The sequence below is a fragment of the Pseudomonas sp. LPB0260 genome (assembly GCF_013388395.1).
Window position 1 is genome coordinate 4,083,813 of record NZ_CP058247.1, and the last position, 14,880, is coordinate 4,098,692.

The following is a 14,880-nucleotide window of genomic DNA, read 5'->3' on the forward strand; positions in this document are numbered from 1 at the left end:
CTCAGCGCTCCGGGCTGCAGCTGTAGCCCAGGCCGCGGTGGGTCTGGATCGGTTCGCGGTCGGGGGCGACCTGGCGCAGCTTGGCGCGCAGGCTCTTGATATGGCTGTCGATGCTGCGCTCGTAGCCGGCCTCGCTGGCCACGCCCAGGGCGTCGAGCAGCTGCTCGCGACTGAACACCCGCTCGGGCTGCGCCAGCAGGGTCTGCAACAGGCGGAATTCGTGACGGGTCAGGCCCAGCGCCTGGCCATGGAAATGGATCTGGAAGCGCAGCGGATCGACGCGAAAGGCGCTCTCGGCGGCCGCCACCGGCTCGAGCGCTTGCGGGGCGACCGAGCGCGGCCCGACCGTTCGCGGCCCGACCGAATGCGGCCCAACCCGCTTGAGGATGGCCTTGACCCGTGCCGCCACCTCACGCGGGCTGAAGGGTTTGACCACGTAGTCGTCGGCGCCGATCTCCAGCCCCACCACCCGGTCGATCTCGGCGTCGCGCGCGGTGAGGAAGATCACCGGCACCTCGGAGAAGCGCCGCAGGCGCTTGCACGCCTCGAAACCGCTGATGTCCGGCAGGCCGACATCGAGAATCACCAGGTCGAAGGGCTCACAGGCCAGCCGCTCGAGCGCCTCGCCGGCCAGGCTCAGCCAGCTGGTGGCGAAGCCCTCCGCCTGCAGGGCGTAGACCAGGGTGTCGGCGATCGCGGCTTCGTCTTCGACGATCAGAATATGCAGCATGGCGTCCTGCTCTCGGGCAACTCGGCGAGGAGCCTGCGGCAGCCGGGCGCACGCGTCAACCTCGGAACATGCCGGTAGGGTGCGCCGTGCGCACCAGGGCCCAGGCTGCCCAAACCCGGTTCAGGCGGTGCGCAGGGCGCACCCGACCGATAGCGGCGAGCCGGCTAATCCAGCTTGAAACGACCGGTATTCTGCGCCAGCCCCTGGCTGCCGCGGCGCAGCTGCTCGGCGGCACTGCTCACCGCCTGGGCGCCATCGAGCAGGGCGCTGGCGGCCTGGTCGACCTGCTGGATATTGCCGCTGACCTCGTCGGCGGTGGCCGCCTGCTGCTCGGCGGCGGTGGCGATCTGCGCCAGGCGGTCGCTGACCCGCTGCACCGAGTGGACGATGCTGTCGAGGTCCTCGCCCATGGCCAGCACGCTGCCGACATCGCCCTCGGCCTGGCGCACGGCTTCCTCCATCAGGCCCACCGACTGGCCGACCACCCGGTGCAGGTCGGCGACGGTCTGGGCGATTTCCGCGGTGGAGTTCTGCGTGCGCTGCGACAGCGAGCGCACCTCGTCGGCCACCACGGCGAAACCGCGGCCCTGATCGCCCGCCCGCGCCGCCTCGATGGCCGCGTTGAGCGCCAACAGGTTGGTCTGCTCGGCGATGCCCTTGATCACGTCCACCACCCGGGTGATCTGCTCGGTCTGCTCGCGCAACTGCTGCAGGGCCGCCGCGCTATCGCCCAGGCGCCCGCTCAGCTGACGCATGCTGGCGCTGGTACGGGCGCTGCGCTGGTTGCTCTGGTTGGCGATCTCGCGGGTGTGGCCGGCCTCGACCGCCGCCTCCTCGCAGCTTTGCGCGACACTCTGGGCGGTGGCGGCCATCTGCGTGGCGGCGGTGGCGATCTGACTCATCTGCCCCTGCTGCTGCTCCACCGCGCTCAGGGCATTCTGCGCCTGGCCGGTGAGCAACTGCACGGTGCCACCGAGCTGCTGGCTCTCCTGGTTGACCCCCTGCAGCGAACCGCGCATTTGCGCCACCGCGGTGTTCAGGGCCACCGCGATGCTGGCCAGGTCGTCGGCGCCGTGCACCTGCATCTGCACCCGCAGGTCGCCGTCGCGCAGGCCCTGGGCAGCCTGGATGATGCTTGCGGTGCTGCGGCGGATGGAGGCGTTCAGGCACAGCAGCACATAGAGCGCCAGCAGGGTCAACACGCCGAACAGGCCGATCACCCTGGCCATCGCGTACTGCGCCTGCTGCCGGTAGTCGCCCAGGCCCACGGCGAACTGCCGGTACAGCGCCTGCTGCAGCCCGTGCAGCTGGCCCTGGACGCTGTCGATGCGCTGGATGAACTGCGCCGGCGTCACGGCGATGGGGTTGCTGTCGAACATGTCCCGGTCGATCTCGGCGAGGAAGCGTTGCAGGCCCTGTTCGGCGTCGCCGAAAGGCCCCTGCAGGTTGTTCATGGCCCCAGGCGCCTTCTGGCTCAGGGCGGTGCGCGCCTTGACCAGTTGGGCGAGCGACTCATCCAGGGAGCGGCGCAGGTCACGCAGCAGCACCCGGCTCTGCAGGGTGAAATGCTGCGAGATCACCGAGCCGAAACCCTGGCTGGCGAAGGCACCGAGGTGATCCTGCAGGCGCGGCAGGGTGAAGGTCAGCTGCTCCATCATCAGGTAGGTATCGAGATTGGGGTCGAGGATCAGGCCACTGTCGGTGGCCACCTGCTCGCGCAGGGCCAGCAGCTGGGTCAGGGTGCTTTGGTAACGCTCCAGCGCATCCGGTAGCGCCAGCTTACCCAGCGCCGCCACACCCAGCTCGCCGCGCAGCCGCTGCAGCTGCGCCAGCTGCTCGGCGGCCTGGGGGCTGATGGCTGCCTGCTCCAGCTGCTGGGTCGCCAGCTGCAGGGCCTCGTCCAGGGCGCCGGCGCGCTGCTGCAGCAGCGCCTCGGCCGGCTTGTCGGTGCCCTTCCAGCGCGCCAGCAGGGTGCGCTGTTCGAGCAGCGCCTGCTGCACGTCGCCGAGCGCCTGCACCCCCTGCATGCCCTCTAACTCGCGGTCGAGCAGGCTCAGGCGCGCCAGGTGGTCACTGCTGATCACCCACAGGGCATAACCCAGCGGCAGGATGAACAGGACGAACAACAGCTGAAACTTGCGCGCGAAGCTGAAACGCTCCAACAGGCGAACACCCGGTTTGAGTACTCCAGTCATGGCGACCTCTCAATGAATCGACTGCACAGTCCGTAAGTGACTGTGAACAAGGTAATGGGCGAGGTTAAAGCAAGAAGCACGCCGGACCTTCTGCTCGGATCACTGGCGTAGCCCGGCGAGTCCGCGCGGGTAGCCTGCAGCCGCCGGTTGAAAGGCCTGCGGTGTCGGCACGGGCAGGGCGTGGCTGTCAGCAACAGTAGTCGTTCGAGATCATGGCCGCCAGAAAGTCGACGACTCTTGGCCGATCAGCGAGTCCGCTCAGCTCAGTGCGACAGATTCACGGCTGGGCAGGCCGGTCCACAGCTCGTCCAGGTTGCTCAAGCCCCATTCCGACGGCGACTCGCGACCGACGATGCGCTCATGACCATTGAGCTTGCTCAGGTCGACGATTTCCTGGGCAATCGGCTGCCTGCTCTTGGTCGAGAAGAACACCTTGACCCGCGGCGTGAGCAGCGACTGGCCATGCTGCTCCAGCACCACGCCGAGGCGACCGCTCTGCAGGCGCACCAGCGAACCGGTTGGGTAGATGCCGACCGTCTTGACGAAGGCCTGAAACACCCGCTCGTCGAAGTGACCCTTGCTCCATTCGGCCATCTTGTGGATCGACTGGGCGGGCTCCCAGCCGGCCTTGTAGGGGCGATTCGAGGTGATCGCGTCGTACACGTCGCAGACGGCGCCCATCCGCGCGAACAGGCTGATCTGCTCGCCGACCAGGCGATGCGGGTAGCCGGTGCCGTCGACCTTCTCGTGATGGTGCAGGCACACGTCCAGCACCAGGGCGCTGACCTGCTTGCAGTCGATCAACAGGCGCGCGCCGGCCTCGGGGTGGCCGCGCATGGTGGCGAACTCGCTGTCGCTGAGTTTGCCCGGCTTGTTCAACACCTCCAGCGGCATGCGCATCTTGCCGATGTCGTGGAGCAGGCCGGCCATCCCCGCCTCGCGCACCTGCTCCTCGGCCAGGCCGAGCTGGCGGGCCAGGGCGATCATCAGCGCGCAGACCGCCACCGAGTGCATGTAGGTGTACTCATCGGCGTGCTTGAGGCGCGCCAGGCTGATCAACGCATTGGGCTGGCGCATGATCGAGGCGGATATCTGCTCGACCAGCTCGCGCGCCTGGCCGACCTCGATCGCCTGGCCCATGCGCGCATCGCCGAACATCTCCATTACCGCCCGCTTGGAGCTGTCGCAGAGCCGGGCGGCCCGCTCGACTTCCTCCTCCAGGCTGTGCCTGCGCACTTCCCGCGCCACGGGCGTCACCGGCACAACCGCTTCGACCGGCGCCACAGGGGCGGCGGCGAGCAGGACCGCCTCGGTCTCCTCCTCGACCTGTTCGACGGTCAGACCGCTCGGCAGGTCGAGGCCCTTGCTGGTGTCGATCCACACCTCGCGGATACCGCTTTCGAGGATACGCTGCAGGTCCTTGCCGCTATTGAGCAGGAACCTGGTTTTCCAGAACGGGTGCTCCATCCATGAACCGCACAGTTCATGGATGTACATGCCTTGCAGCAGCTCGGTGACGGAAATACGTTTGAGCACGGCGACAGCCACTGTGAGATTGGGAATGCCCGACAAGCATATGCCATACGGCGCGATGGCAGACGGCAATGAGGCAACTTTAATCGGCCTCGGGCTCTCGTCAATTTGGCGCCCGCGCCGCGCCTGCTTATCATGGCCCGGTCCCTGGCCCGCACCCGACAAGGAGTAGCCATGCGCCGCCTGCTGACCGGCCTGAGCGTCACCCTGCTGCTCGTGCTCAACACCCTGATCCTGATCGGCCCGCTGCTGCTGATCGCCCTGGGCAAGTTCGCCCTGCCCGGCCGCCGGTTGAAGGCCGCCAGCTCGCGCGGGGTGATGTGGGTCGCCGAGACCTGGGCCGAAATCAACAAGCTGATCTTCGCCAGCCTGCTACCCACCGTCTGGGATATCCGCGGCGGCGCCGAGCTGCGCCAGGACACCTCCTACCTGGTGATCAGCAACCACCAGTCCTGGGTCGACATTCCGGCCCTGGTGCAGGCGTTCAACCGCAAGACGCCCTACTTCAAGTTCTTCCTCAAGCAGCAACTGATCTGGGTGCCGCTGCTCGGCCTGGCCTTCTGGGCGCTCGACTATCCCTTCATGAGGCGCTATTCCAAGGCCTTCCTGGCCAAGCACCCGGAGCTCAAGGGCCAGGACCTGGCTATCACCCGGCGCGCCTGCGAGAAGTTCCGCGAGCTGCCGGTGACCGTGGTCAACTACCTGGAAGGCACCCGCTTCACCCCGGCCAAGCATGCCCAGCAGGGTTCGCCCTACCGCTACCTGCTCAAGCCCAAGGCCGGCGGCGTGGCCTTCGTCCTGGCGGCCCTGGGCGAGCAGCTGGACGCGGTGCTGGACATCACCCTGGTGTATCCCGGGCCGCGCATTCCGGGCTTCTGGCAGCTGATCAGCGGCCAGGTGCCCAGGGTCATCGTCGACATCCACACGCGCACCCTCGACCCGGCGCTGTGGCAGGGCGACTACGAGAACGACGCGGCGTTTCGCCGCCAGGTGCAGGACTGGGTGAGCCAGCTGTGGCGCGAGAAGGACCAGCGCATCGCACGCCTGCGCGGCGAGACCCAGGACGAGGCGATAGACGCCGTCGAAGCCTAGGGGCGCCGGGCTCGACGCTGTCGGGTATTTTCGCCAGGCATAAAAAAGGGCGGCCCAAGGCCGCCCTTCTTACCTAGCGCACCTGGACTCAGGCGGCGCTGAACAGCTTGTGCGGATCGATGACGAATTTCTTCGGCACGCCGGCATCGAACTCGTGGTAGCCGTTCGGCGCGTCGTCCAGGCTGATCACCTGTACGCCAACCACTTCGGCGATGTTGATGCGGTCCCACATGATCGCCTGCATCAGCTGGCGGTTGTACTTCATCACCGGGGTCTGGCCGGTGTGGAAGCTGTGCGACTTGGCCCAGCCCAGGCCGAAACGGATGCTCAGGGCACCCTTCTTCGCCGCGGCATCCACCGCACCCGGATCGTCGGTGACGTACAGGCCCGGAATACCGATCTTGCCGGCCACGCGGACCACGCCCATCAGCGAGTTGAGCACGGTGGCCGGAGCCTCGTGCTGCACGCCTTCGTGACCATGGCCACGAGCCTCGAAGCCCACGGCGTCGATGGCGCAATCGACTTCCGGCTCACCCAGCAGGGCGGCGATCTGCTCGTGCAGCGGGGTGTCCTGGGACAGGTCGGCGATCTCGAAGCCCTGGGCCTTGGCATGCACCAGACGCACCGGGTTGACGTCACCGACGATGACCACGGCGGCGCCGAGCAGGCGTGCCGAGGCGGCGGCGGCCAGGCCGACCGGGCCGGCACCGGCGATGTAGACGGTGCTGCCCGGGCCAACGCCGGCAGTCACGGCACCGTGATAGCCGGTCGGCAGGATGTCGGACAGGCAGGTCAGGTCGCGGATCTTCTCCATCGCCTTGTCGCGATTCGGCAGCTTGAGCAGGTTGAAGTCGGCGTACGGGACCATGGCGTACTCGGCCTGGCCACCGGTCCAGTCGCCCATGTCGACGTAGCCGTAGGCGCCGCCCGGGCGGGCCGGGTTGACCGACAGGCAGACGCCGGTGTGCTGTTCCTTGCAGCTGCGGCAGCGGCCGCAGGCGACGTTGAACGGCACCGAAACCAGGTCGCCGATCTGCAGGTTCTCGACGTCACGACCCTTCTCGATCACCTCGCCGGTGATCTCGTGGCCCAGTACCAGGCCGGTTTGCGCCGTGGTACGGCCGCGCACCATGTGCTGGTCGGAGCCACAGATGTTGGTGGAAACCACACGCAGGATCACCGCGTGATCGATTTTCTTGCCGCGCGGATCCTGCATCTTCGGATAGTCAATTTTCTGTACCTCGACCTTGCCCGCGCCGAGATAGACGACACCACGATTACCAGACATGCGTTGTTCTCCATTGTTGTTGTGGACACAAAGGCGTAGCCAGCGGCCACGCGGCCTTGCATTTGGAGCGTTGTTCAGCTGCTGGAGAGACCGCCGACAGGCCGAGCGGTACTACTCTCTCCACTCTGTTGCCCTGGCGCCGGGCCGACCCGGCGCCGGGATTCCTCAGGCGTTCAGCACCACGGTGCGGTTGGCGTTGACGAACACCCGCCGCTCGATGTGGTAGCCGATGGCCTTGGCCAGGGTCAGGCACTCGATGTCGCGGCCCTTGGCGATCAGGTCTTCCGGGTAGTGGGCGTGGTCCACCGACTCGACGCCCTGGGCGATGATCGGCCCCTCGTCGAGGTCGTTGTTGATGTAGTGGGCGGTGGCCCCGACCATTTTCACGCCCTTCTGATAGGCCTGGTGGTAAGGCTTGGCGCCCTTGAAGCCGGGCAGCAGCGAGTGGTGGATATTGATCGCCCAGCCGTCCAGCTTGCGGCACAGCTCCGGCGACAGCACCTGCATGTAGCGGGCGAGCACCACCAGTTCGGCGCCGCTGTCCTCGATCACCTGCCAGACCTTGCGCTCCTGCGCCGGCTTGTCATTCGGGTCGAGGGGGAAATAGTGATAGGGAATGTCGTGCCAGCGCGCCAGGGGCTCGAGGTCCGGGTGGTTGGACACCACGGCGACCACGTCCATGGCCAGGTGGCCGATGCGCTGACGATAGAGCAGGTCGTTGAGGCAGTGGTCGGCCTTGGAGACCATCAGCACCACCTTGGCCCGATAGCCCGGCGGGGTCAGCTCGGTCTGCATGCCGAAGGGCGCCAGGCGCTCGTCGAGGCTCGCGCGAAAGTTGCTCTCGTCGAAGCCGGCCGGGGCGCGGAACTCGACCCGGATGAAGAAGCGTGCGGACAGCCGGTCGTCGAACGAATGGTGCTCGGTGACATAGCACTGCTGCTCGTAGAGCAGGCGCGTCACCGCATCCACGGTGCCGAGCACGCTCGGGCAGTGGGCGGTGAGAATCCAGGTATCGGGGGCACGGCTCATGTTGATCCTTCCCTTCAATTGACCGGCAGGGGCGGCCGCGGCCGCCCCGCTGGGAGGCTAGGCGCGGCTCAGGCCTTGATCGCCAGGCCGTACTCGGCGCTGGCATCCTGCAACCACAGCCAGATGTAGTCGGCGAAGCTGCGGCGCACCAGCAGCTCCCAGGTGTCCTCGGCGGTATGGCGGATCACCAGCTGGGACTTGGCGAACACGGTGCCGACGGCCTTGCCGACCGGGAAGTTGCTCGGGTGCACGTCGTAGGAGCTGGACTTCATCAGCAGCTCGCGGACCTTGGGACCGCTCAGCTCGACGATGGTCTGGCCACCGCTGACGTTGACGATGGAGAAGTGCTGACCCTCCAGGGCCGCGCGCAGCTTCTGCTCGGTGGCGAACTCCTCGCCGCTCGGCACGATCAGCAGCCACTCGTCCGGCGCCAGCCACTGCAGCGAGGTCTCGCCGCTGGCCACCAGGGTAAGGGCCACCGGCAGCTCCAGGCCGATGGCCTTGTGCACGGCGCCGGCGAAATTGCTGTCGCTGGCTTCGCCGCGCAGGATCAGGTGGCCGAGCAGTTTCTTCTCGCGCAGGGTCACCCCGGCGCTGCTCTTGCCCTTGCGTGCCAGCTCGTCGAGACCGGCGTGGAACAGCGGGGATTCGGCCTTGCCGGCATCGGGGCGCTGCTTGTAGACGTTGATCGCGGTCATGTTGTTAACCTGTCGCTAATGTCTGATTGACCAGGAGGGACCGGCTCGCCGGCCCCTCGGGTTGGGTGCCGAAGGCTCAGATGTTCTGCCGCTCGCCTTTCGGGTCGTAGAACACCGGGCTGCAGATCTCCGCCTCGATCACGCTGCCATCGACCAGCGGCGCGTAGACCTTCTCGCCCATGCGCTTGAGGCCGCCCTTGACCAGGGCCATGGCGAAGGAATAACCCATCGCCGCGCTCATGTAGCTGGAGGTCACGTGACCGACCATGGTCATCGGGATCGGCTGCTTCGCATCGAACACCAGTTGCGCACCCTCCGGCAGCACCTTGTTCGGGTCGACCGGCTTGAGGCCGACCAGCTGCTTGCGGTCTTCACGCAGGCAGTCCTCGCGGTTCATGCCGCGCCAGCCGATCCAGGAGAACGGCTTGGTGCGACCGACGCACCAGCCCATGCCCAGGTCGTCCGGGGTCACCGAGCCGTCGGTGTCCTGACCGACGATGATGAAACCCTTCTCGGCGCGCAGCACGTGCATGGTCTCGGTGCCGTAGGGGGTCAGGTTGTATTTCTTGCCCGCCTCGACGATCTGCTCGAGCACGCCCATGGCGTAGTCGGCCTGGACGTTGACCTCGTAGCTCAGCTCGCCGGTGAAGGAGATGCGGAACACCCGGGCCGGCACGCCGCCGACCTTGCCTTCCTTCCAGGTCATGAAGGGGAAGGCGTCCTTGTCCAGGTCGATGTCGGTGACCTCGGCCAGCAGCTTGCGGCTGTTGGGGCCGGACAGGGTCAGGGTGGCCCAGTGGTCGGTGACCGAGGTGAAGTACACCTTCAGCTCCGGCCACTCGGTCTGGTGGTAGATCTCCAGCCATTCCATGATGCGCGCCGCGCCACCGGTGGTGGTGGTCATCAGGAAGTGGTTGTCGGCCAGACAGGCGGTAACGCCGTCGTCGGTGACCATGCCGTCTTCCTTGCACATCAGGCCGTAGCGGGCCTTGCCCACGTCCAGCTTGGTCCAGGCGTTGCTGTAGATGCGGTTGAGGAACTCGCGCGCGTCCGGGCCCTGGATATCGATCTTGCCCAGGGTCGAGGCATCGAGCAGGCCGACGCTGTCGCGCACGGCCTTGCACTCACGGGCCACGGCGGCGTGCAGGTCTTCACCATTCTTCGGGAAGTACCACGGACGCTTCCACTGGCCGACGTCCTCGAACTCGGCGCCGTTCTTCAGGTGCCAGGCATGCAGCGCGGTGTAGCGCTTGGCGTCGAACAGCTCGCCACAGTTGCGCCCGGCCACGGCACCGAAGGTCACCGGGGTGTAGTTCGGGCGGAACATGGTGGTGCCCATCTCGGGGATGCTGATGCCCAGCGAACGGGCGGCGATGGCCAGACCGTTGATGTTGCCCAGCTTGCCCTGGTCGGTGCCGAAGCCCAGCGCGGTGTAGCGCTTGACGTGCTCGACCGACTCGAAGCCCTCGCGGGTGGCCAGCTCGATGCCGGCCGCGGTGACGTCGTTCTGCAGGTCGACGAACTGCTTCGGCGCCCGTGCGGTGGATTTGTCGTGGGGTACCTGGAACAGCGCGACGGCCGGCTCCTCGGTACGCTTCTCGACCTTCGGCAGGCTGCCGGTGACGGCCTTGAAGCCGGCTTCGGCGGCGGCCGAGGCGCCAGCCTCGAAACCGTCGGCCAGGGCGTCGCCGAGGGCGAACACACCGTTGACCGCGCCGGCGCACAGGCGCTTCTGGAAGCCTTCACCCGGAACGAAGGCGAGGATGTCTTCACGCCACACCGGACGGCCACCGAGGTGCGAAGCCAGGTGCACCACCGGGCTGTAGCCGCCGGAGCTGACGATCAGGTCGCAGTCGAGCATCTCGCCCGGGCTGGTGACCTTGTGCTTGTTCAGGTCGATGGCGCAGATGCGCGCACCGGTCACCCGCTTGCTGCCGCGGGCTTCGACCACGGCGCTGCCGGTGAGGACACGGACACCGCGCTTGCGCGCTTCCTCGACCCAGGTGCCGCGCGGGTTGCTGCGCGCATCGGCGACGGCAACCACCTGCTGGCCGGCGTCGAGCCAGTCCAGCACCACGCGGTAGGCGTAGTCGTTGTTGGTCGACAGCACCAGCTTGCGGCCCGGGGCGACGCCGTAGCGGCGCACATAGGTGGAGACCGCGTCGGCCAGCATGTTGCCCGGCACGTCGTTGTTGGCATACACCTGCGGGCGCTCGTGGGCGCCGGTGGCCAGGACCACGCGCTTGGCGCGCACGCGGTGCATGCGCTGACGCACCTGGCCCATCGGCGCGACTTCACCGAGGTGGTCGGTCAGGCGCTGGTGGATGGTGAGGAAGTTGTGGTCGTGGTAGCCGTTGACCGTGGCGCGCGGCAGCAGGGTCACTTCCGGCAGTTTTTCCAGCTCGGCGAGGGCCGCGGCGACCCACTCGGCGGCAGGCTTGCCATCGAGGGTCTCGCGGGTCGACAGCAGGCTGCCACCGAACTCTTCCTGTTCGTCGGCGAGGATCACCCGCGCGCCGCTGCGGCCGGCGGCCAGGGCGGCGGCCAGGCCGGCGGGGCCGGAACCGACCACCAGCACGTCACAGTGCTGGTTCATGTAGTCGTAGCTGTCCGGGTCGTTTTCCCGCGGCGCACGGCCGAGGCCGGCGGCCTTGCGGATGTACTTCTCGTAGGTCAGCCAGAGGTTCTGCGGGTACATGAAGGTCTTGTAGTAGAACCCGGGCGGCATCATCTTGCCGCCGACCTTGCCGAGGATACCCATGAGGTCGTTGTTGACGTTCGGCCAGCCGTTGGTGCTGGTCGCCACCAGGCCGCTGTACAGCGCCTGCTGGGTAGCGCGCACGTTGGGGATCTGCGCCGCTTCGGTGGAACCGATCTGCAGCACCGCGTTCGGCTCTTCGGCGCCGGCGGCGACGATGCCGCGCGGACGCGAGTACTTGAAGCTGCGGCCGACGATGTCGACGCCGTTGGCCAGCAGCGCGGCGGCCAGGGTGTCGCCGGCATAGCCCTGGTAGGTCTCGCCGTTGAACTTGAAGGTCAGGGGCTGGCTGCGATCGATGCGCCCGCCCTGGGAAAGACGATTGACCTGGCTCATGCGGTTACTCCTTGGCCGGCAGTCTTCTTCGCGGCAACGCTGGCCTCAGTGACACTGGGGCGCTCGCCGATCTTGTAGGTTTCGAGGATTTCGTAGCTCACCGTGTGGCGAGTCACGTTGAAGAACTTGCGGCAGCCGGCGGCGTGCACCCACAGCTCGTGGTGGATGCCACGCGGGTTGTCGCGGAAGAACAGGTACTCGCCCCACTCCTCGTCGGTGCAGGCATTCGGGTCCAGCGGGCGGGCGATGTGCGCCTGGCCTTTGGCATGGAACTCCTCTTCGGAGCGCAGCTCGCCACAGTGAGGGCAGAAGATATGCAGCATGGTCGGTACCTCCAGAAAACATTCCTCCCTCTCCCGTCGGGAGAGGGGGCCAATATCAGTGCGCCACCCCGGCCGCGCCGTGTTCGTCGATCAGCGCGCCGTTATGGAAACGCTCGATCGAGAAGGCCTTGGCCAGCGGGTGCATCTCGCCCTTGGCCAGGCTGGCGGCAAATACGTGGCCGGAACCCGGCGTGGCCTTGAAGCCACCAGTACCCCAACCGCAGTTGAAGAACAGGTTCTTCACCGGGGTCTTGGCGATGATCGGGCAGGCGTCCGGAGTGGTGTCGACGATGCCGCCCCACTGGCGGTTCATGCGCACCCGCGAGAGCACCGGGAATAGCTCGACGATGGCCTGCAGGGTGTGTTCGATGGTCGGGTAGGAACCGCGCTGACCGTAGCCGTTGTAGCCGTCGATGCCGGCGCCGATGACCAGGTCGCCCTTGTCCGACTGGCTGATGTAGCCGTGTACGGCGTTGGACATGATCACGCTGTCGATGATCGGCTTGATCGGCTCGGAGACCAGGGCCTGCAGCGGGTGCGACTCCAGCGGCAGGCGGAAGCCGGCCAGCTTGGCCATGTGCCCGGAGTTGCCCGCCGTCACGACGCCCACCCTCTTGCCGCCGATGAAACCACGGGTGGTCTCGACGCCGATGCACGCGCCGTTTTCCTTGCGGAAGCCGATCACTTCGGTCTGCTGGATCAGGTCGACGCCCAGGGCGTCGGCGGCGCGGGCATAGCCCCAGGCCACCGCATCGTGACGGGCGACACCGCCGCGACGCTGCAGGGAAGCGCCCATCACCGGGTAACGGGTGTTCTTGCTGCAATCCATGAACGGGATCATTTCCTCGACCTGCTTGGCGTTGAGCACCTCGCCGTCGATGCCGTTGAGGCGGTTGGCGCTGACCCGGCGCTCGATGTCGCGCATGTCCTGCAGGGTGTGGCCGAGGTTGAACACGCCGCGCTGGGAGAACATGACGTTGTAGTTGAGGTCCTGGGACAGGCCTTCCCACAGCTTCATGGCGTGCTCGTAGAGCTGCGCCGACTCGTCCCACAGGTAGTTGGAACGCACGATGGTGGTGTTGCGCGCGGTGTTACCGCCCCCCAGCCAGCCCTTCTCGATGACCGCGACGTTCTTCACGCCGAACTCTTTGGCCAGGTAGTAGGCGGTGGCCAGACCGTGGCCGCCACCGCCGACGATGATCACGTCGTAGACCGGCTTGGGCGTCGGGTTGCGCCACATGCGCTGCCAGTTCTCGTGGTGGCTGAAGGAATGCTTGAGCAGGCCGAAGCCGGAATAACGTTGCATGGGTATGCTCCTGAAATCTGTTCCCCCAAGCCTCGCCAGAGGCCTTGGGGGTGAGGGAAACCTGGGGGACTCTGGCGTACCTAAAATCCGCCGCTTCCCTCATCCGCCCTGCGGGCACTGCTCCCGGAGGGAAAGGGAAAACTCAACGATAGACCGGGTAGTCCGCACACAGGCCAGCGGCCAGCTTGGCCACCTGGGCCTCGACGTCGGCGTCGCCGAGGTGGTCGAGCACGTCGCAGATCCAGCCGGCCAGGGCGATGCACTGGGGCTCCTTGAAGCCGCGGGTGGTCACGGCCGGGGTGCCGATGCGCAGGCCCGAGGTGACGAACGGCGACTGCGGGTCGTTCGGCACGGAGTTCTTGTTCACGGTGATGCCCACGCGGCCCAGGGCGGCATCGGCGTCCTTACCGGTCAGGCCCTGCTTGATCAGGCTGAGCAGGAACAGGTGGTTGTCGGTACCGCCGGAGACCACGTCGAAGCCGCGCTCGATGAACACCTTGGCCATGGCCTGGGCGTTCTTGATCACCTGGGCCTGGTACTCCTTGAACTCAGGCTCCAGCGCCTCCTTGAAGCACACCGCCTTGGCGGCGATCACGTGCATCAGCGGGCCGCCCTGGGCACCCGGGAAGACCGCGGCGTTGAGCTTCTTCTCGATCTCGGGGTTGGCCTTGGCCAGGATCAGGCCGCCACGCGGACCGCGCAGGGTCTTGTGGGTGGTGGTGGTGACCACGTCGGCGAAGGGCAGCGGGTTCGGGTACAGGCCGGCGGCGACCAGGCCGGCGACGTGGGCCATGTCGACGAACAGCAGCGCACCGACCTTGTCGGCAATGGCGCGGAAACGCGGGAAGTCCAGGGTCTTGGAGTAGGCGCTGAAGCCGGCGACGATCATCTTCGGCTTGTGCTCGACGGCCAGGCGCTCGACTTCGTCGTAATCGATCAGCCCGGTGGAGGTGTCCAGGCCGTACTGCACGGCGTTGTACAGCTTGCCGGAGGAGCTGACCTTGGAACCGTGGGTCAGGTGACCGCCGTGGGCCAGGCTCATGCCCAGGATGGTGTCGCCCGCGTTGAGCAGGGCCAGGTAGACGGCAGCGTTGGCCGAGGAGCCGGAGTGCGGCTGGACGTTGGCGAAGTCGGCGCCGAACAGCTGCTTGGCGCGGTCGATGGCCAGCTGCTCGACCACGTCGACGTGCTCGCAACCACCGTAGTAACGCTTGCCCGGGTAGCCTTCGGCGTACTTGTTGGTCAGGCCGCTGCCCTGGGCTTCCATGATGCGCTTGCTGGTGTAGTTCTCCGAGGCGATCAGCTCGATGTGATGCTCCTGACGGGCCTCTTCGGCGTTCATCGCCGCGAGCAGTTCGTCATCGTAGCCCTGGATTTGGTCTTGTTTGCTGAACATCGCTGATCTCCTGCGGCGCCACGTTGTAGCGCATCGGTGTGGAATCGGGAGGGGGTTGCCCCTGTGCAGCGGATGGTATGACTCGCCCCAAACCCTCAGATGCCTATGCACGCCACAGGGGATTGCGTTTGCGACATACTCCTGTCGGTCTTACGCATGCAGCGTCCCAGAGGCGCTCCGGCAGCCTGCCTGCGAC

The 14,880-nt window shown here is 66.8% G+C and carries 11 protein-coding genes; 1 reads left to right on the forward strand and 10 read right to left on the reverse strand.

The window, feature by feature from the left end; genetic code table 11:
* Window position 1 precedes the first annotated feature (1 nt).
* The 3 genes from creB to LPB260_RS18280 all read right to left on the reverse strand — a co-directional run bounded on the left by creB (window position 2) and on the right by LPB260_RS18280 (window position 4,461).
* Window positions 2-730: a two-component system response regulator CreB gene (gene creB / locus LPB260_RS18270; protein WP_208707217.1), complete on the reverse strand. Its 729-nt coding sequence runs from the start codon at window positions 728-730 to the stop codon at window positions 2-4.
* A 164-nt stretch (window positions 731-894) separates the two neighbouring features.
* A complete protein-coding gene (locus LPB260_RS18275) occupies window positions 895-2,925 on the reverse strand; it encodes a methyl-accepting chemotaxis protein (protein ID WP_208707218.1) in 2,031 nt (676 codons plus the stop codon).
* A gap of 258 nt (window positions 2,926-3,183) precedes the next feature.
* A complete protein-coding gene (locus LPB260_RS18280; protein WP_208707219.1) occupies window positions 3,184-4,461 on the reverse strand; it encodes an HD-GYP domain-containing protein in 1,278 nt (425 codons plus the stop codon).
* A gap of 171 nt (window positions 4,462-4,632) precedes the next feature.
* Between LPB260_RS18280 and LPB260_RS18285 the strand changes: the two genes are divergently transcribed.
* A complete protein-coding gene (locus tag LPB260_RS18285; protein ID WP_208707220.1) occupies window positions 4,633-5,550 on the forward strand; it encodes an acyltransferase in 918 nt (305 codons plus the stop codon).
* An 88-nt stretch (window positions 5,551-5,638) separates the two neighbouring features.
* On the opposite strand, the gene fdhA is transcribed toward LPB260_RS18285, so the two are convergent.
* The 7 genes from fdhA to glyA form a co-directional block, all read right to left on the reverse strand.
* Window positions 5,639-6,838, reverse strand: a complete 1,200-nt coding sequence (gene fdhA, locus LPB260_RS18290) for a formaldehyde dehydrogenase, glutathione-independent (protein WP_208707221.1) — start codon at window positions 6,836-6,838, stop codon at window positions 5,639-5,641.
* 165 nt (window positions 6,839-7,003) lie between these two features.
* Window positions 7,004-7,867 (reverse strand): formyltetrahydrofolate deformylase, encoded by an 864-nt coding sequence (gene purU, locus LPB260_RS18295; RefSeq protein ID WP_208707222.1) that lies wholly within the window; start codon window positions 7,865-7,867, stop codon window positions 7,004-7,006.
* A gap of 68 nt (window positions 7,868-7,935) precedes the next feature.
* A complete protein-coding gene (locus tag LPB260_RS18300; RefSeq protein ID WP_208707223.1) occupies window positions 7,936-8,565 on the reverse strand; it encodes a sarcosine oxidase subunit gamma in 630 nt (209 codons plus the stop codon).
* A gap of 76 nt (window positions 8,566-8,641) precedes the next feature.
* Entirely contained in the window at window positions 8,642-11,659 is a 3,018-nt protein-coding gene (locus LPB260_RS18305; RefSeq protein WP_208707224.1) for a sarcosine oxidase subunit alpha, read from the reverse strand.
* On the reverse strand, window positions 11,656-11,982 hold the full coding sequence (locus tag LPB260_RS18310) for a sarcosine oxidase subunit delta (protein ID WP_208707225.1): 327 nt from the start codon (window positions 11,980-11,982) through the stop codon (window positions 11,656-11,658). The genes LPB260_RS18305 and LPB260_RS18310 overlap by 4 nt, the downstream gene beginning before the upstream one ends.
* A gap of 55 nt (window positions 11,983-12,037) precedes the next feature.
* Entirely contained in the window at window positions 12,038-13,288 is a 1,251-nt protein-coding gene (locus LPB260_RS18315) for a sarcosine oxidase subunit beta family protein (RefSeq protein ID WP_208707226.1), read from the reverse strand.
* Between the two features lie 142 nt (window positions 13,289-13,430).
* The gene (gene glyA, locus LPB260_RS18320) at window positions 13,431-14,684 is read right to left on the reverse strand and encodes a serine hydroxymethyltransferase (protein ID WP_208707227.1); all 1,254 of its coding nucleotides are present in this window, start codon (window positions 14,682-14,684) and stop codon (window positions 13,431-13,433) included.
* Window positions 14,685-14,880 lie beyond the last annotated feature (196 nt).

Bases quoted from the DNA above. Each gene is read 5' to 3' on its own strand.
- creB (WP_208707217.1), bottom strand. From the start codon at position 730: ATGCTGCATATTCTGATCGTCGAAGACGAAGCCGCGATCGCCGACACC.
- LPB260_RS18275 (WP_208707218.1), bottom strand. From the start codon at position 2,925: ATGACTGGAGTACTCAAACCGGGTGTTCGCCTGTTGGAGCGTTTCAGC.
- LPB260_RS18285 (WP_208707220.1), top strand. From the start codon at position 4,633: ATGCGCCGCCTGCTGACCGGCCTGAGCGTCACCCTGCTGCTCGTGCTC.
- fdhA (WP_208707221.1), bottom strand. From the start codon at position 6,838: ATGTCTGGTAATCGTGGTGTCGTCTATCTCGGCGCGGGCAAGGTCGAG.
- purU (WP_208707222.1), bottom strand. From the start codon at position 7,867: ATGAGCCGTGCCCCCGATACCTGGATTCTCACCGCCCACTGCCCGAGC.
- LPB260_RS18300 (WP_208707223.1), bottom strand. From the start codon at position 8,565: ATGACCGCGATCAACGTCTACAAGCAGCGCCCCGATGCCGGCAAGGCC.
- LPB260_RS18305 (WP_208707224.1), bottom strand. From the start codon at position 11,659: ATGAGCCAGGTCAATCGTCTTTCCCAGGGCGGGCGCATCGATCGCAGC.
- LPB260_RS18310 (WP_208707225.1), bottom strand. From the start codon at position 11,982: ATGCTGCATATCTTCTGCCCTCACTGTGGCGAGCTGCGCTCCGAAGAG.
- LPB260_RS18315 (WP_208707226.1), bottom strand. From the start codon at position 13,288: ATGCAACGTTATTCCGGCTTCGGCCTGCTCAAGCATTCCTTCAGCCAC.
- glyA (WP_208707227.1), bottom strand. From the start codon at position 14,684: ATGTTCAGCAAACAAGACCAAATCCAGGGCTACGATGACGAACTGCTC.